8 protein-coding genes are annotated in these 19,690 nt (G+C 34.0%); all 8 read left to right on the top strand.

Annotation, left to right across the window (positions count from 1 at the left end; translation table 11 throughout):
- Positions 1–91: 91 nt before the first annotated feature.
- Positions 92–4,816, top strand: a complete 4,725-nt coding sequence (locus tag QE431_RS07175; RefSeq protein ID WP_307294238.1) for a hypothetical protein — start codon at positions 92–94, stop codon at positions 4,814–4,816.
- Between the two features lie 2 nt (positions 4,817–4,818).
- The gene (locus QE431_RS07170) at positions 4,819–6,894 is read left to right on the top strand and encodes a hypothetical protein (protein ID WP_307294237.1); all 2,076 of its coding nucleotides are present in this window, start codon (positions 4,819–4,821) and stop codon (positions 6,892–6,894) included.
- 161 nt (positions 6,895–7,055) lie between these two features.
- The gene (locus QE431_RS07165) at positions 7,056–8,246 is read left to right on the top strand and encodes a hypothetical protein (protein WP_307294235.1); all 1,191 of its coding nucleotides are present in this window, start codon (positions 7,056–7,058) and stop codon (positions 8,244–8,246) included.
- Positions 8,247–8,329: 83 nt separating this feature from the next.
- Positions 8,330–9,493 (top strand): hypothetical protein, encoded by a 1,164-nt coding sequence (locus QE431_RS07160; protein ID WP_057118605.1) that lies wholly within the window; start codon positions 8,330–8,332, stop codon positions 9,491–9,493.
- A gap of 5 nt (positions 9,494–9,498) precedes the next feature.
- On the top strand, positions 9,499–10,749 hold the full coding sequence (locus QE431_RS07155; RefSeq protein WP_307294231.1) for a hypothetical protein: 1,251 nt from the start codon (positions 9,499–9,501) through the stop codon (positions 10,747–10,749).
- Positions 10,746–12,524 (top strand): SprB repeat-containing protein, encoded by a 1,779-nt coding sequence (locus QE431_RS07150; protein WP_307294229.1) that lies wholly within the window; start codon positions 10,746–10,748, stop codon positions 12,522–12,524. Before QE431_RS07155 ends, QE431_RS07150 begins: the two co-directional genes overlap by 4 nt.
- 19 nt (positions 12,525–12,543) lie before the next feature.
- Positions 12,544–17,121, top strand: coding sequence for a T9SS type A sorting domain-containing protein (locus QE431_RS07145; RefSeq protein ID WP_307294226.1), 4,578 nt, complete (start codon positions 12,544–12,546; stop codon positions 17,119–17,121).
- A 93-nt stretch (positions 17,122–17,214) separates the two neighbouring features.
- A complete protein-coding gene (locus QE431_RS07140) occupies positions 17,215–19,662 on the top strand; it encodes a hypothetical protein (protein WP_307294223.1) in 2,448 nt (815 codons plus the stop codon).
- Positions 19,663–19,690: the final 28 nt, after the last annotated feature.

Here is a 19,690-nt window from a genome sequence, read left to right as displayed (position 1 = left end):
TAGAGTCCCAATTGCCTGTAAATGCAATTCTTATTTGTTAAAAAGATTTACATATATCCAAAAATAATACCACAACCAAACCTACTAAAAATTGAAAAAAATTACTTCAAAGTTTTCCTCTTTTGTATTAAGTATAGTTTTATTTCTCGTAAGTTTTAATAGTTTTTCTCATACTTATCTCGATACAATAAGTAATAAAAGAAAACCTATACCTGCAAAAAGCATTATTTTAAATAATGCTGCCAACCAATCAAGTAGTTCTTCCAAATATGAGTTGAGTACTGAAAGTGAATTCACTAATTCATATATTCAAAAAAACTATCCAATTGGCGATCCTACAAACGGATTTTTAGATAAGGCTAAGGAAGTTTTTAAGGAAATTGATAAAACCGAAAACGTTACCGATTTTTTAGAGCCTAAAAACTTAGCGCAGCTTCCGCTGGGTATTAAAAAAACTATTGGAGGAATTCAATATTCTTTAGGTATAAGTAATGCAAAATTTACTCCTCAATATACCGAATTAACTGCATTTGTAAAAATTATACTTCCTCAGACTGATTCTTTAGGAAACAGAAAGGAACTTTTTTTTGGGGCAAATAACATTAAACTTTCTCACAAAGGAGGTCTAGTTGGAGACACCAATCTTGTTTTATTAGGTGATGTGCCTATTAAAATGTTTGGAGATAAAACGCTATTAGTGCTAAAAGGCGGCATGGAAATGGCCACTGGAGAGGTTAAAAACAAGACCTATGTAACCATTGATTGTAATGGCTTTAAAGAATTAGGTGTTGAGGCAGATGTTATTTTTTCCAGAACAATGCTTGAGCCTGTCGATGCTACTTATAACGTCATTCCCGGCACCAGTCAAGTCAAGTCCAGTTTTAAAGCTGTTGTTGGTAACTGGAATGATATTTTAATAGATATCAATATACCTACTTTTCAACTCACTAAACATCCTGGTTATTGTTTTGAATTAAACAATGCTGTTATTGACATGAGTGACTTGCGTAACTCAACTAATGTCATATGGCCAAAAGATTATGAAAAGGATTATTTAGTTCCTGGAAATGAAAAATTATGGAGAGGATTTTTTGTCCAATCTCTGAAGTTAGTTCTGCCTTCTCAATTTAAAAAGAAAGGTACTAACGAACGAATTACGTTCAAGGCAACCAATTTGTTAATTGACAGAATGGGCGTTTCTGGAACTTTTTCTGGAGAAAATATCTTAAATATTGGAGAAGGAAATGCTTCTGGATGGCAGTTTTCTGTAGATCGTATTGAATTAGGTTTTAGAGCCAATTCTCTCGTTGCTGCAGGATTTAGCGGAGGCATCGTCCTGCCAGTTTCTTCTGGACAATGCACAGCAGAAGGAAGAGGTGAACTTGGCTATACTGCAGTTTTTAATACTATCGATAATGAATATCTTTTAAAAGCTGAGATCAAAAATGATATCTGTTTTCAAGTATTTAAAGGAAATGCCTCTTTAGAAAAAAACTCTTATGTTGAGTTAAAAGTTAAAGAAGGCAAATTTTTACCAAAGGCTGTTTTATACGGAACTTTATCACTTAATGCAAGTAACAAACCTGCTACAGCAGCTGATGCAATAGCTGGTGAAAAAGATGTAACTGTTTATGATGACAAAGGGAATGTTGTTGTTCCAACGAAGAAAGAGACAGTAGCTTTTAAAGGTATTATTTTTCAAAATTTAACTTTACAAACAGTAGTTCCTTACATAACAGCCGACTATTTTGGATATAAAAATAATCCGGAAAAAGACGCATCAGTTAGTAATTTCCCTGTAACAATTAATGAAATTGCCTTAACCGCAGATACGCAATCTGCCAGTTTAAAAGTCGATTTAGCCATTAATTTGATGAAGGACCAATTTAATGGAGAAACTAAATTCTATGTAATTGGAAAATTTGCTCCAGAAGAAGGAATTCAAAAGTGGAAATTCGACCGTCTTAAATTTGAAGAAATAAAAGTGGCCGCCGATCTTGGAGGTGTTAAATTTAAAGGAAGTATTACCATATTAGACAATGATCCTATTTATGGAGACGGTTTTAAAGGAATGCTTGGTGCTGATTTTACAGGCGGTATTTCTGTTGAAGCAAATGCTATTTTTGGTTCTAAAAGCTTTAGATACTGGTATGTTGATGCAATGGTCGACAACCTAAATATTCCTGCTGGCGCCATTACCTTTAAAGGTTTTGGCGGAGGTGCTTACTACAAAATGAAGAAGGACGGATTCAGCAGCAGTTTTGTTGCTTCTGGATCTAATTATGTTCCTGATGAAGATTCTGGCCTTGGTGTTAAAGCCATGCTTAAGTTTGCCGGAACCGCAACTGCCGATGCTTTTTGGGGTGGTGCTGGATTTGAAATCGCTTTCAACACTCACGGTGGTATTAACCGAATCAGTATTTATGGAGAGGGTCACGTAATGCAGACTTTTGAAATACCTGGAGTTGACGAACTTAAAGATGCTTTAAAAGCAGTAACTGAAAACGAGTCATTAATGTCTAAAGTTGCATTGGAAGCTCTAAAAACTTCAAATCTATCAAAAGCAGCAGAAGATTTATACCCTACTGATGTTAAACAGCGAATGGGAATTAATGCCTTTGCTGCAATCGAATATGATTTTAGATCCAAAACATTACACGGAACATTTGATTTATACATAGATACTCCTGGAGGCTTTATTAAAGGTCGTGCTTCTGGTAACAGAGCCGGCTGGGCTGTACTGCATTTTGCGCCAGATAAATGGTATATCAGAATGGGTACACCAACAGACCGATTGGGGATAAAATTAGCCATAGCTTCTCTTGAGGTTGAAGCTGGAGGATATTTCATGATTGGTGATGATATTCCTGGCAGTCCTCCTCCACCCGCTATTGTTGCTCAAATTCTTGGAGTCAGCGCAGATTCTCTTGATTATATGCGAGATGAAAACAGTGTAGCTTCTGGTAAAGGTTTTGCTTTTGGTTCTGATTTTAGTTTAAAAACTGGAGACATCACTTTCTTAATCTTTTATGCAAACTTCCAATGTGGTTTTGGATTTGATATCATGGTAAAAGATTATGGCGAAGCACAATGTAAGGGTTCTGGACAAATTGGTTTAAATGGCTGGTATGCTAATGGGCAGTCTTATGCTTACCTGCAGGGTGAGCTCGGAATCAAGATTAAATTATTCATGATTAAAAAGAAAATATCCATTATAAAAGGAGGCGGAGCCGTTCTATTGCAGGCCAAATTACCTAACCCCGTCTGGATTCGAGGTTATTTAGCAGGAAATTTTAGTTTATTAGGAGGAGCCGTTAAAGGAAGTTTCAGGTTTAAATTAGAGTTTGGAAAACAATGTGAATTTGTTAATGATGCTCCATTAGGCGGTCTAAAAACAATTGCAGATATCACTCCTGCCGAAGGTGCAAAAGATGTTAGCGTATTTGCTGTTCCACAGGTTGGATTTAATATGCCTATTGAAAAAAGTTTCACATTGGAGGAAGATTCTGGTGTAAAAACATATAAACTGAAATTAGAAGAATACAGTATTAAAAAAGATGGTGTTGCTATTGTTGGAGACATAACATGGAATCCAACAAAAGATTTGTTAAGTTTTACGCCTTCTGAAGTATTGCCTCAAAATTCAAACCTTACCTCTACAGTAAAAATAAGTTTTCAGGAATATGTAAATGGAACTTGGAAAACGGTTTATGATGATGGACAAATAGCTACTGAAACTGAAGTTAGAAATTTCACTACAGGACTTGCTCCAAACTATATTCCGTTGACGAATATTGCTTACTGTTATCCGGTAATGGATCAGAAATATGTTTATCAAAACGAATCGAAACAGGCTTATGTTGTTTTAAAACAAGGTCAGACTTATTTGTTTGAATTAAAAGAGGGACAATCGCAAAAAGCATTTTATAAAACGGGAACAAACTCAAATACTGGAGCAATTACATACAATACAGCGCTTAAGAAAGTGAGTATAGATTTACCTGTTTTACAGACATCTAAGCCGTATAATATTTCATTAATGACACTTGAAACAAAAACTGATGCAAACAGTAATTTAAAAGAAAGTTATACGACACAGGATTTAGGTGAAGATGCAAGTCTTACTGTAAAAGACAACAAACTGGGAGAAGTTGTTACCGGCGGACAAGGTGTAGAATTATTACAATATAATTTCAATACAAGTCAGTACAATAGTTTCTCAGAAAAAATGGCTGCTAAAAAACCTAAACAAACGTTGACAGAAATTATTTATTCTGATGTTCATGCTTTACAATCATTAAACAGCTCTACTGAGCCTTTTGATGAAATCGAAATTATTGGTAATGCTAAAACGATGAATGTCCCTTTGATAAATGTTGAAGCAATATTAGATGACAGTTATTACAAAAATGAGATTTTCCCATTAGTATATCAAGGATATCCATTAGAGACAGATTTGCAATTTGATAGAAGTACGACAGCTCTTGGAGTTCCGCCTACAAAAGGTGTAGAAACATTGGCATGGTATCAAGATTATATCATTAATAATCCGACAAGCTACATGTTAAAAGAGTACCTGCCTTATCGATATAATATGCCATTTTACTATAAAACAGATTTTGTCAATTTAAGATATAAAGTAGTAAATAAGTACTTAAACAGTTTAAACCAGCAAATGATTTCGAAGTATGATTATATCATAAATGGTAAGTTCCCGTACATCAAACAAGGTCAATATAACATAAAACTGAATTACACTCTTCCAGGAGGACAATTAGGAAGCAGTTCTATATTCACATTCAATAAATCAATTTAATAATGAAGTTCAAATTTTTCTTTATCCTTTTTTTAATTTTCACTTTTTCTGGAATTGCTCAAAACAATTCTAAGGAAAACAACGACATAGAAAAAAAGAACGAAATCCAAGTAATAGCTAGAGTTCAAAAAGACCGCATTTTATTACGCTGGGCTGTTAATACTCCGATTGCTTGGAAAAAATTAAACACATACGGCTATTTAATAGAACGATTTACAGTTACAAGAGATAATAAAACGCTGGCAAAACCAGAACGTGTTGTTTTAGCACAAGCTTATAAACCTCAACCTGTAGAAACCTGGGAAAAATTAATTGATGAAAATGATAATGCTGCAATTTTAGCACAAGCTATTTATGGAGAAAGTTTCAGTGTAACTGGGACAGACAATTTAGAATCGATAGTAAATCTGTCTGAAGAAGCAGAACAACGTTTTACTTTTGCTTTATATACAGCTGATAAAGATTTTGAAGTTGCTAAAAAAGCAGGTTTAGGTTTTGAAGATAAAGATGTAAAACAAAACGAAAAATATGCTTACCGAATCTCTTCGAATGTTCCTGAACAAGAATTGAGCATCGTTTATGGTGGTGTATTTGTAAGTTTAAAAGAATATGAACCACTGCCAAAACCAATGGATCTTAGTGCTCATTTTACAGACAACAGTACCATGTTAAGCTGGAATTTTAAAATTTTAGCTCATGTTTATGGGAGTTATTACATAGAACGGTCTACTGATAAGGTTAATTATAAACGACTTACAGATAAACCGTACACCAGTTTAAGTCAAGAAAACGCAAATAATAACAGAATCTTTTATGTTGATTCTATTGCTAATAATACGTCTTACCATTATCGTATTCAAGGTATTTCTCCGTTTGGGGAATTAGGCCCTTATTCTGATGTAGTTTCTGGTAAAGGAAAAGCTTTATTGAAATATGTCCCACATTTGACGGTAAAAGACTTTAAAGACGATTCGACAGTCACTTTAACTTGGGAATTTCCAGAAGAAGGCAATAATGAAATCTCTGGATTTGAGCTTAATCGTTCCGATTATGACGATGACAAATACACCAAGGTAGTCAAAAATATTCCTGCTAAGGATCGTACTGTAACTTATAATAAGCTGCTTGCCACAAATTATTTTACGATAACAGCTGTTGGGAAAAATGGAAATAGCCGTACCTCCTTCCCTATGCTGGTTCAGCCTGTCGATTCAATTCCGCCAGCAAAACCAATTGGTTTAAAAGCAACTATTGATTCCTTAGGAGTTGTAAAAATATCTTGGACTCCAAACAAAGAAAAAGATCTTTTAGGATATCGTATTTATAAAGGAAATACTGCTGAAGAAGAATTTAGTCAGCTGACAGTGAGTCCGCACGAGAAAAATACTTTTGAAGATAAAGTAATCCTTAAAAGTTTAAATAGCAAGGTATACTATAGAATTATCGCTGTCGATTACCGCTATAATATGTCTCCTTTCTCTGAAACATTAATTGTGAAAAAGCCAGATATTATACCTCCTGCTTCGCCTGTTTTTACCAAATATGAAATTAAAGACGGCGCTGTGTTTTTAGAATGGGCAAACAGCCAAAGTGAGGATGTAAAATCTCATCAGCTTTATAGAAAAGAAAATGATCAGGAAAAATGGGAATTAATATGGAGCGGTATTGATAAATCTGAGTCTTATCAAGATAAAAAAACGATTGAAGGTGCAACTTACAGATATGCCATTTTTGCTAAAGATGAAAGCGGATTAGTTTCGATTCCTTCACCAGAAGTTGCATTCTTTGTTCCCAAATATACCGTAAAACCAGCTGTAAAAGGTTTCTACGCACAAGCCAATACTACTACAAAAAGTATCGACTTATCTTGGAGCTATGATGAAACCGGTATAGAAAGCTTTGAAATTTATAAAGCAACCAATGCAGAACCAATGCAGTTGATTCAAATGGTAAAGCCTGAAACTAGAAAATTATCTGATCCAACGCTTACGATTAATACCACTTATAAATACGGAATACGAGCTCTGTTTAAAGATGGAAGAATGTCTAAAATGGATTTTTACACCGTTAAATTTTAATTAAGAAAAAAATAGAAAGCCCTCAAACCCAAAAAAGATTAATACCTGCAATGAACATTTTAAATAAATATAAGATACCACTATTACTGCTCCTAATTTTTTTCTCAAAAAGTTACGGTCAGAATTATAAGTATAAGGTAAAATGGGATTTCAAGAGATTAATGGGTACAAGCGAATTATTTTTCTATTTAAATACTGGTGATTCATATCCTTACAATGGAAATTATGCAAATGCAGCTACTACTTCTTGGGGAACTTTTTCATATATTCTAAGTAATAATAGTGTAACAACATTAGATGGTGTTGTCGTTTCTAACACTCCTCTGCGTCTGACCCAAGCTCTTAAAGAACCTTCAGGCAGTTTTACTCAAAGAAGTGGTATTTATGTTACTGGCCCTGAATCTGGATATTGGCAAAATACCTTTGGTTCTCCATTAGGCAGTAATATGGTAACTAATAATACTCCTTTTGAGTTTTACTATTTATACCCATTAGTACAGTTAAATAATTATAATGCCTCACAAACAGAATTACAAGCTTGTAAACCTTTTCCTTTTAAGGCTGGAACTGTTGGCGAAGGTGGAAACATGACATTTGCTGTGGAATATTTTCATAGCACCAGTGGGAGTTGGAAAGAATTATTGCCTTATGAAAGAAGAAATGCAGATGTAATACCAATTTTATTGTCACAGATTCCAAACTTACAATTAGATCAGAACTTCCAACTTAGAGTTCGATATTCTAGAACAGGCGCATTTGCAAATGATTATTCAGATATTCTAACCTACAAATTTATTCCTTGTCCTCCAGCTATGATTGGTGAACCAATTCCAGAATCTCCTTTATGCTATAATAGTGATAATGGAAAAATTATCATGTACTTTGATAATGATTTAGCAAACACAGAATATTTTTTACTAACTCTCACTCCCATAGTTAATAATGTAGAATTGTCTCCGTACAATAAAACTGTAGTAAAAAGTGAATTTATAAATCGTACGATCGTTTGGGAAAATTTAAGGGCTGGTACTTATAAATTGAAATATCAAACTTTTAAAACCGGTAATCCTACTCCATCCAGCATAGTTGAAAAAAATAATATAGTCATAACAGACAAGTTACCACTTAGCTTTCAAGTTGTAAAAACTGATGCGCAATGTAATAATCAAAATGGAATAATTAGAATTGAAGCAACTGGAGGAACAGCTCCCTATTATTACACAATAAATTTAGGATCTGAAGTACAATTCACATCTGCAACAAACAATATAAATATTTCAGGAGGCACATATAATATTAAAGTTAGAGATACCAATAATTGTATTGATTTAAATGCTGATGACAGTTTATAAATGATACTTCGTTTATAAAAATCGAAAAATAATTTATTAAACAAATTACTCTTAGACACAAACGAAACTAAACGAATAAAAAGATGAAAACAAAATTACTCTCTGTATTATTTCTCTTTTTTGGATTAATACACTTTACAAATGCACAAACCAAATATGGTATGCTGGTAAAAACAACATTAGATCCATTTCAAGGCTGGAATGGGAGTCATGCTGGAAATTTACGAATTTCAATAGGTTCACAATCCGTTAGTAAAGGTAGTAATACCACTGATGATGTTGTAGTAGCATACAAATTCTTGTATATAACAGATAATCCAACTCAAATTGTTTGTTCAAGCAGTACCGCTGGGAATAAAGACGGGAGTGATTGTAATTTAGACAGAAACATCCCTTACAATAAAGATACTTTTGATTCTGGTTACTTTGGAGGATGTATTGGAGATGCAGAAATGATGGGAATTTATCTGCCGCAGCCAGTAAACACAAATGTTTGTAAAAATGATGTAATCTCGTTAACGCGAGGCTGGAATTGGCAATATAGCTACGATGCCGTTAATTGGACTAATTTTGCTAGTTCATATCAGGCAAAACGTGCAATTTCTTTTACTATGGCTGCCTTGGGAGGTTCTGACGGAAAAACTAAATTTTATGTAAGAGCTGGATACGATACAACTTTTACAGATTATATTATATATGATATTATTCCTTGCCCTCCTGGATTAGTTGGTTCCCCTTTAGTTAGTAGCACAACTTGTGTAAACAATAATGATGGGAAAGTAGTTTTTACTTATGACAGAGATTTAGTAAGTAATGAACGTTTTGAATTTAGCTTTTATAAAAAACCTGATAATATACTTATTGCAACTCCAGCTTTAACTATTGATAGTGTAAATAGAAAATTAAATTTTTCTGGTTTGGCAGCAGGAGATTATTCTATAAAATATCAAACCTTTATAGGAGCTCAGCCAACGAGTACAAATCCAGCACCTGATCCAGTATTTACCATACCTGCTGCAACTCCTTTTTATTTTCAAATCACTGAATTACAACCTCAGTGTAATAATCAACAAGGAAAAATAAAATTAACTGCCTCAGGAGGAATAGCTCCATATTATTATAAAATAGATTCAAATGCTGAGGTTCAGTTTACATCTCCAACTAATGAAATAGATGTTACTTACGGTGAACATTCTATTAAAGTAAGAGATACAAATTCTTGCATTGATTTAACAGCAAATCAATAGTAAATATGGAGAAACTTTACCTTACATTTTTTATTATTTTATTTTCAGCGGGAAAAGTATGCTCGCAGACTTATATAATGAATACCAATACAGGAGGTGTTGGCGGTTATAGAACATCATATTTTCCAAACGGACAATATTTTTATCAATATTGGATTAAAAGAGCTGATGGAAATTTACTAATACCTATAAAAGAAGCTGATGGATATTTAATTTTTGATCAAAAACCTACTTCTTATTATTTTTCTGCCTACAGGCCAGAATCTTATGGCTGTAGTGGTCCTTGCGGTGAGGAGTGGAATTCAGGATTATCAGCAGATAATTTCAATGTAAATTGTTATTCAGCAACAGGCGGGGCTAGTGGTTATGGTCCTGTTGAAATTGTACCTGAATTTAGCATAATTAGCAATCAAGTTCTACTACAGCCTAGTACAGATAATAGTTTCTGTGATAAAGTAAACTTACAAACTACGGGTTGTACTGGTACGCAGCGTTTTGTATGGGAATATAGAATCGAAGGCGGAAATTTTCAACCAACTAATGTGAGTACATCTTTTAATCAAACATTTCAATTTAATAGATTAACATATGTTTCTTCAACTTATATTGGAAATATTGATTTTCGTGTTCTTATTGATTCTGACACTACCATTACTGGAGAAGAAGTTTACTCAAATATTATATCATATTATGTCAATCCGTGTCCTCCTGTTTTAGAGTCAGTTTCTTCAAACAATCAAACATCTTGTGTATATAATTCTGATGGCCAGGTAACATTAAACTTTGACAGAGAACTTCAAAATAATGAACAATATGAAATGGCTCTGAAACATACGGATGGTTCTGGTTTAACTAATAAAATTATAACAAAATCTATGATGGCAGCCAATCCAAAAAGCTATACATGGACAGGACTCGGAATACAATCCTATATTTTAACTTATCAAACAAGATTAACCACTGGAAATGGCACAAGTTTAAGTCAGGCTTTGACTAAAACTTTTACAGTTGGTCCACCAAGTCAATTTAGTTATCAAATAATCACAACTCAACCAGCATGCCACAATCAATCTGGTATAATAAAAATAAGTGCTTCTAATGGAACGGGAACTTATTTTTATTCAATTGACGAGGGTCCAGAAGTGGAGTTCTCATCTATTACGAATGATATTATACTGCCTGATGGCGACCACTATATAACAGTTAGAGATTCAAAAAATTGCATAGATATAAACGCAAACGATCAAAAAATATGAAGAAAATTCTACTCTTTTTTTTACTATTAACGTCCTTACTAACTTATTCTCAAACGGGAATCAGGAAAGTGACAATTGGTAATCCTCCAGCAATTGTTATCGACGGTACACCAAAAGATGCTTCAGGTTTTGAGCAATATAATGGTCGCATCGAAAATTTTGGTATATCTGGCGGAACATTACTAAATAATGCAGATTATATCGTATCATGGAAAAAGGATGGATCAGATTTTACTCCAACTAATTTAAATGCACTTTTGGGCGGAAGCTATGTTGTAACAGTTACAGATTCTAAAAGCTGTTCTACTTCCAGAACTTTTATCGTAGGTCGACCAGATCCACTACAAGTTACTCTTTCTGGCAATACCACTATTGCGTGCTCTGGCGGTACTGGGAGTTTAATTGCGTCTGTCTCAGGTGGGACTGCTGGTTACGTCTATGAGTGGCAGAAAAAAGGAGGAACTGTCCAAAATCCAACTTATACTACCGTATCTGGACAATATACTTATAATCCTTCAGGTCTGTTAACAGGTACCTATAGAGTGGTTATTACAGATAGTGCAACTCCTGCCAATACTGTTACATCAGCTGATATTTTCCTGGGAGAAAATACTAAAATAACAGTAACAAACAAAAACATTGTAGATGTAAAATGTAAAGGAGAATTTACTGGAAGTGTAAATTTATCTATTACAGGAGGAACAGGAAGCTATAATGTAACTTGGTTAGATGGTGCAACTGGCCCTAATAGAAGCGGCTTAAAAACGGGAAATTATGACTTTACTATCACCGATACAAATGTACCAACATGCTCTATATCAGGATCTGCTTTTGTAAATGAACCTAGTACAAAGGTATCAATTAATCCAACAATAATTCAGACACAACCCTCAACTCCTACTGCTTTTGACGGAAAAATCAAAATATCAGGAACTGGAGGAACTCCAGGCTATACTTATGCTTGGTATAAAGGAACCACACAAATTAATCCAGATCCTGACAATGATGGTGAAGCCGTTGGCCTTGACAATGGAACTTACCATGCTGTTGTAACAGATGCTAATGGCTGTCCGATCACAAGTGCAGACATGGTACTAAATGCATTAGCTGTAACAATTGATGCTCATACTGATATTAAATGTTACGATGAATCAACAGGAAGTATAACTGCAAGAGCTTTTGGTGGTCTTGGTTCTGGTTATACTTACAAATGGTATAAAATTAATAATGGTGTTGAGACTAATCTTTCAATAACAACACCTCAAATTAACGCTATTCCTTTTGGTACTTATAGAGTGAGAGTCAATGAAGGACAAACCCCTTCAGCGTTTATTGATTATACTCTTATACAGCCAAATCAGCCATTGCAAGTAACTCATACTAAAGCTGAACCAAGCTGTTATGGGGGAAATAACGGCAGCATAATCCTTACTGTTTCTGGCGGAACCGTGGGAAGCGGGTACACCTATTCTTGGAGCAACGGAAGTACTGCAAAAGATCAAACTAATCTAACTGCGGGAACTTATTCTGTAACTGTAAAAGATGCAAACGATTGCCCTCAAACGATAAGCGGAATTATTATCGGTCAGCCTGATGCTATTACCATTCCAACACCAACAATAACAAACGTTGCTATTTATGGACAAAGTACTGGTGCAATAACGCTTAATCCTATTAGCGGTGGAACTCCAAATAATGGAACTTACACATACAAATGGACATACGATAAAGACAATACATTTTTAAAAAAATACACTAAATATTTCTGGCCTTAAAGCTGGAAAATATACTCTGGTGGTTACAGACAAGAATTCTTGTACTGCAACACAAACATTCACTATTGTAGAAAATCCTGAATTGATTGTGACTTTAAACGAATCTAAATCGATTAAATGTTTTGGAAATACGAACGGAGAAATAACAGCTAATGTAAGCGGAGGTGTTTTAAACTATACATACAATTGGTACAAAAACGGTAACTTAATTGCTGGAAATACCAATATTATTACAAGTTTAGGATTTGGAAAATACAAACTAATTGTTACTGATAATGTTAATGCAGTTAAAGAAACAGCAGAACTCGATCTTAAACAGCCCGATCTACTAACTGTTTCATTAACTTCAAAACTACCTGTTCTGTGCTATGGAAATAATACTGGGACAATAGACATTACGCCTGCGGGAGGAACTTTGCCTTATACTTATGTGTGGAAAAAAGATGGTTCAGCAGCTACTTATGCTTCTACTCAAGATTTAACAGGACTTTCATCAGGATCCTATAGTGTTTTAGTGACAGATGATAATGGATGTACAATTCCATTAAATAATATTGTAATTACTCAACCAGCAGCGCCATTAACAATAAACGATGTTCAGGTAAAAGATTTAACTGGATTTGAAACTAAAAACGGAATCATAGAAGTTAATGTAACTGGCGGAACTGCTGCCTACACTTATGAGTGGAGAGTTAAAGGAAACACAACTATTATTGGCTCTGCAAAACTCCTAAATCAATTAGATGCCGGCACTTACGTTCTAACTGTAATTGACCAAAATAATTGTTCAACAAGCAAAGAATATACATTAATACAGCCGCCAAGATTAGATATTACGGGAATTCAAATTACGCCGAATACGCAGGTAAAATGTTATGGCGATAAAACCGCCGAATTAACTGCAAACGTTATTGGAGGTGTTCCGGCTTATATTTATAAATGGTACAATGTTTTAGCTCCAGCAACTATCTTATCAACCACAAAAACGGTTTCTAATTTAGGAGCAGGAAAATATATCGTTGCTGTTACAGATCAAGAAAACAACATCTTGTACGGAATTAACGAATACACTATTACACAGCCAAACCCTTTAGCTATAACCAATACAAAAACAGAGGTTTCTTGTAATGGCGGAAATGATGGAACAATTAATCTAACCATAACTGGAGGTTCTTCAGATTACAATATCATATGGGATTACGATTCAGCAAATAATAACGGAAAAACTAATATTACTGGCCTTCCCGCTGGAACTTACAACGTAACGATATCAGACAAAAATGCTGTAAACTGTTCAATTAGTAGAACTATTGTTATTACAGAACCAACAGATGCATTAGCCATAGCAAGCGAGAATGTTAAAAATGCTTCTGGATTTGGCTTGAGCAACGGAAAAATCACCGTTCAAATTTCTGGAGGAACTCCTGCTTATTCTTATAAATGGTTTAAAAATAATGTAGAAATCATTGGTCAAACTACAGCTGTTTTAGACAATCAATTAGCTGGATCATACAAATTAGTGGTAACTGATAGTAAAAATTGTTCTATTGAAATACCTTACACTATTATTGAACCATTAGAACTTAAAGTAAATATCTCAATCGCAAAAACGATTGATTGTTTTGGCGCAACAGGTATTTTAAAAGCAAAAGCTGCTGCAGGAACTGGTGTTCCCAACGCACAAGGATTTTATACTTACAAATGGTATAAAGAAAACGGTACTTTAATCAATACAACTTTAGATGCTGAAGCAGCAACAGGAAACATTGTAACAGGTAAATATTATGTGAGTGTTATAGATTCAAACAACAATCAAGTGACTTCTCCTCTATTTGAAATTAAGCAGCCAACTCAAATTATTGTTACAACAGCAAACAAACAAGATGTTACTTGTTATGACGGATTTGATGGAGTAGTCGAAATTAATGTTACTGGAGGAACTCCAGATATCGTTGCGGGAGCCCCTGTATATACTTATTTATGGAGTAACGGAAGCACAGCAAAAAACCAATACAGCTTAAGAAAAGGCACCTATTCTGTTTCAGTTTATGACGGAAATTTATGTGTGGGAACTTTAAGCAATATTATAATTGATCAGCCGCAAGATTTCGGATTTGATTTAGACAAAATTGTACCAACTATTCCAACTGCTGGAAATAGTGACGGTGCACTGCATATCGAAATCGTAGGTGGAGTTGCTCCTTACAGATATGTATGCAAAGACAGCAACGGAACTATTATTAAAGATGTTCCAAATTCGACATTAAAACAAATTGATTTTACAAATCTTGCTTCAAGCATATATACAGTTTCTGCAACAGATGCAACTGGATGTACAAAATCAACAGAATTTGATTTTAACAATAATGTATTAGAAATCAGCATTAGTCAATCGGCAGAAATTACTTGTAACAATGGTCAGAATGCTTCTATAACTGCAGTGGTTAATGGCGGATTTGGTATAAGAACTATTTCTTGGTACAAGAACGGAATAAAAATTCCAAACGAATCTAGTGCACTATTAAACAATCTGGAAATTGGAACTTATTATGCAATTGTAAAAGATTTTAATAAAGTAGAAGTTACTAGTAAATCAATTGTAATTACACAGCCAGATGCTATAGTAGTAACAAATACACAAAAAAATGTGAGCTGTCTAGGTTACAATGATGGTACAATTACTATTACTGCTTCAGGCGGAAGCAATATATTTCAATACCGTTACAAATCGCAAGATTCTGGATACAGTAATTGGGTAGCTTTTGATAATTTAACCGCAGTAATTCCTAATTTAAAAGCAAACACTTACGACATACAAGTACAAGACAGTAAAGGTTGTAATTACACTTCGATTGTAAATGTTGAAATTACAGAACCTAAACAACTTGTAATAATTCAAAACACAGTTACTCCTGCTACAGGTTTTGGACTTTCTAACGGAAGCATCAGCATCACTGTTCAAGGCGGAACAACAGCTTATAACTATAAATGGTTTACAAGTTCAAATGTTCAAGTAACTGGGACAACCTCAACAGTATCAAATCTAGCAGCAGGTAAATATTATGCAATTGTAACAGATGCTAAAGGATGTTCTGTAACTTCAGAACTTTACGAAATATCACAACCAGCATTATTAGTAGTAAATATTACGCCAGTAAATGCAGTTTTATGTAACGGAGATAAAAATGCAAGTCTTAGAGCAAATGCAGCTGGTGGTCTTGCTGGTTATACTTACAAATGGCATACTGTTCCAGATACAGGAGTTTTAGGAACAAATGTAACTTTAGGAGGTATAGGAATTGGAACCTATTATGTTGAGGTAACCGATACCAAAAACAACGTTTCTAAAAGTGATTCGTTTATCATTAATGAACCTCAAAAACTAGACAATACACTTTCTGCAGATTACACATTGTGTGGTGACGGAAATGATTGGACAATTGCTCAAACTCCAGTTGGCGGAACCAAACCATATAATTATTTATGGAATACTGGAGCAACAACAGAAATTCTAAAAAATGTTGTACCAGGAACTTATTCTGTAACAGTTACCGATTTTAACGGTTGCAGCTTTACTAAATCTATTTCGTTTGTTGCTCCAGCACATCTTGATGCTTCAGAAACCATCAAAATGCCAACATGTTATCTTGGTTCTGATGCGAAAATTGTCGTAACTCCAATTGCTGGTACTGCTCCATATACTTATTTATGGAATACAGGCGAAAAAACAAATACGTTAAGCAATGCATCTGCGGGCGAATATTCGATAGAAATTACAGATTTCAGAGGTTGTAAAATCACAAGAAATTACACTGTTGTTGATCCTCCAAAAGATGTGATTTATCTTGGAGAAGATGTTACGCTCTGCTACAAACAAAGTCTGACAATCAATGCAACAATAGATGATGATCAAGCAACTTATTTGTGGACTTCTGATAAAGGTTTCAAAAGCACGAATGCAATGATTACTGTTTCTGAACCTGCTAACTATACTGTTGTGGTAACAAACAAATTAGGATGCCAGGCAACAGATACTATTAAGATATCTAGTCAGGAATCTGACATTAGCGCTGAGTTTGCGATGTCTTCTCAAGTATTTGTAAATGAAAAATTCATTATCGTTGATATTAGTAATCCAAAAGCAGATAAAATCGAATGGATATTACCTTCAGAAGCAGTTGTAACTACCAATAACGGAGATTATGCCGAAATGAGTTTTGCAAAAGCAGGTGAATACGATATTACTTTAAACACAGAAAAAGGAAGATGTACGGCTAATCAAACCAAAACAATTTTGGTTACAGAAGGAGAATATGTCGATCCGGATGAAACAGATTTACAGAAAAAATTCGACTTGAAAATTTATCCAAATCCTTCTAACGGAGTATTTACCGTAGATGTAACATTAGATAAAGTAATGCGGGCAAGCATAAAAGTGTATAACTTAAATAATAACGTAGTAATTGCTTCCAAAAGTGAAAATGGAAAAGATGCATATTCGTTCAATTTTAATTTAAGCGGACTTTCATCAGGGATTTACTTTGTATTGTTTGAATCGCAGCAAGGAACTAAGCTGAGAAAATTAATTATACAATAAGCCCAGTCATTAAACCAAAAAGTCAATTTTTAATAAAATAGTTCGAAATATAAGGTTAGCCCTTCCCTATTTCATTGCCCTGAATTTATCATAATGAATTTAAAAAGAATATTATTTTTTAGCATCGTATTGTGTAATGCCTTAGGATTTGCGCAAAATTTCAATGTTGAAGAATTAGGAAAAGCCAAACTAATAAATGTCTCCGGTGGTGCTTCTGCCAGCGGAGTATTCTATTCTGGAAATGCAGCCAGAGAGCCTTTTACCTATTTCTTAAACGGAAATATTAATGTGAACGTCGCAGGTTTATATAATATACCTTTTTCATTTTCGTATACCAGTCAAAAATTTGGGTACAATAAGCCTGTTCTTATGAATCGCTTAAGTATTCATCCTTCTTATAAATGGATTACAGGGCATATTGGAGATGTGAGCATGACTTTTTCTCCTTATACTTTAGCAGGACATCAGTTCACAGGTTTAGGTGTTGATTTAACGCCGCAGGGAAAATTTAAGATTAGTGCAATGTACGGACGTTTGGTTCGAAGCAGCGAATACGATGTTTTAAACACCGAACTTGTTCCTACTTACAAAAGATTTGGTTACGGATTTAAAACCCAATATTCTTTAGAAAAAATAAACCTTGGACTTACCTTTTTTAAGGCTAAAGACGAGATGAATTCGCTATCAATTCCAATTCCTTATGAATTAGGTGTTTCTCCAAAAGAAAATGCGGCAATTAGTTTTGAAACTTCTTTTAAACTATTCAAAAAATTACAAGTTTTAACGGAATTTGCCACTAGCAGTATTACCGAAGATACAAGAGTACTCGATAATAGAAAAGCCGAAAATGTTGCTTCTTTATTTTTAAACTCTAACTCAACAACAGCAAGTTATAAAGCCTTAAAAGGACAGTTGGTTTATCCTGCCGGAAAAGGAACTTTAGGCTTAGGCTACGAACGAATTGATCCAAACTACAGAACATTAGGAGGTTATTATTTTAATAATGACTTAGAAAATGTTACTGTAAATGCTTCTCAGACTTTATACAAAGATAAATTGAGTTTAAACCTGAATTTAGGTTTACAGAAAGACAATTTAGACAAACAGAAACAAAGTCAGATGAAAAGACTGGTTTCTTCTATCAGTGCCGATTTTAGAGCCAATCAAAAATTAAATTTTAACCTTAATTACTCTAATTTTCAATCGTATACCAACAGCCGAAATCAATTTGATTACATCAATCAAACCTCAGAATATGAATTTTTGGACACCTTAAATTTCAGACAAGTCAATCAAAACGCAGCAATTACTATTAATTACCTTCTTAAAAATGATAAAAAGCAAAAACAAGCTTTCAATGCGACATTCAGCATGCAAGATGCAGTAAACCAGCAAGAAGGAAAAACAATTGCAGGCGGTGCAAGTACTTATTACAATACAGGTCTTTCATACATTATTGGTTACCCGAAAAAAGACCTAAATCTAACAGCTTCTTTTAACAGCACCATTGGAAAACTTGATGCTGGTGATAATTTAATTTTAGGACCAACAATTGGAGCTACTAAATTATTTTATGACAAAAAACTAAACACCTCGTTTTCTACTAGTTACAATACCAGTTTTAATGATGGTGAAAAAGTAAATGACGTGTTTAATATCCGATTAAACGGATCTTATATCTATCTGCAAAAACATAATTTCGGATTGAACTGCATAACACTTTTTAGCAGCTCTCAAACTGTAAGAAATAATGATGTAACAGCAACTTTATCATACACGTATTCTTTTGATAAAATAAAACTTCGTCCTAAACGAGTAGAAGAAAAACCAGCAGTTACGGCAAATGAAACACCGGATAATATTCTCAAAATTTCATCCAAAGATGTTGTTTTGGAAGGAACAAAAAGTGAAATTATCACAAAACTGGAACAGCTTCAAAATGATTTAAAACCAGTTCCTGAATCAGAATCAGAAAAACTGAATCAACTTCTTAATGTTGTTCGAATGACATTAGACGACAAAGAATTCAAAGAAAAAGTATTGGATTATCTAGATGCCTATAATTTAGATAAAGAAACAGTTGCTCAATACAACACTATACTTTTTGATATTGTGCAGCAATTAAATCGCGAAATAGCAGCAAAAGATCAAAATATCGAACAAGTTTATGTGGCCGCAATTGGCCGTGTAAATACAGATAAAATGCACGGAGTAAACAGCGAAGATGCAAAAGATAAAGCCGCTTATAACAGGTATTTAAAATTAGTAGAAAGAAGTAAAAAAAGTGAAGAACAGCTAATCCATCATAGATGGATGATGAAAGAGTTTGCGCTTCTTGCTAAGTTACCTCAGAGCGAACTGCAGAATAACGAATCATTCGCTGCTTTCAGTAAACAGGAAGTCAATACATTTTTTGATTTAAATAATGACAAAAAACCTGCTGCAGAAATCAGTAAAGAATTAGAAGAAAAAATGATTCCATTTTACCATCAATTAGCGGTAGAGAAAGCAGTAAACGATTCAATCGAATTAAAACATTAAGAGAAGATTTTAAAGTATAATAGTTATA

It is taken from the genome of Flavobacterium sp. SORGH_AS_0622, from assembly GCF_030818825.1.
Lineage (GTDB): Bacteria > Bacteroidota > Bacteroidia > Flavobacteriales > Flavobacteriaceae > Flavobacterium.
The sequence above is the reverse complement of the archived record's forward strand: the minus strand, read 5'-3'. Positions and strand labels throughout refer to the sequence as shown.

Excerpts from the sequence above, each read along its gene's own strand:
- QE431_RS07170 (WP_307294237.1), top strand. The coding sequence starts at position 4,819 with ATGAAGTTCAAATTTTTCTTTATCCTTTTTTTAATTTTCACTTTTTCT.
- QE431_RS07165 (WP_307294235.1), top strand. The coding sequence starts at position 7,056 with ATGGGTACAAGCGAATTATTTTTCTATTTAAATACTGGTGATTCATAT.
- QE431_RS07160 (WP_057118605.1), top strand. The coding sequence starts at position 8,330 with ATGAAAACAAAATTACTCTCTGTATTATTTCTCTTTTTTGGATTAATA.
- QE431_RS07155 (WP_307294231.1), top strand. The coding sequence starts at position 9,499 with ATGGAGAAACTTTACCTTACATTTTTTATTATTTTATTTTCAGCGGGA.
- QE431_RS07150 (WP_307294229.1), top strand. The coding sequence starts at position 10,746 with ATGAAGAAAATTCTACTCTTTTTTTTACTATTAACGTCCTTACTAACT.
- QE431_RS07140 (WP_307294223.1), top strand. The coding sequence starts at position 17,215 with ATGAATTTAAAAAGAATATTATTTTTTAGCATCGTATTGTGTAATGCC.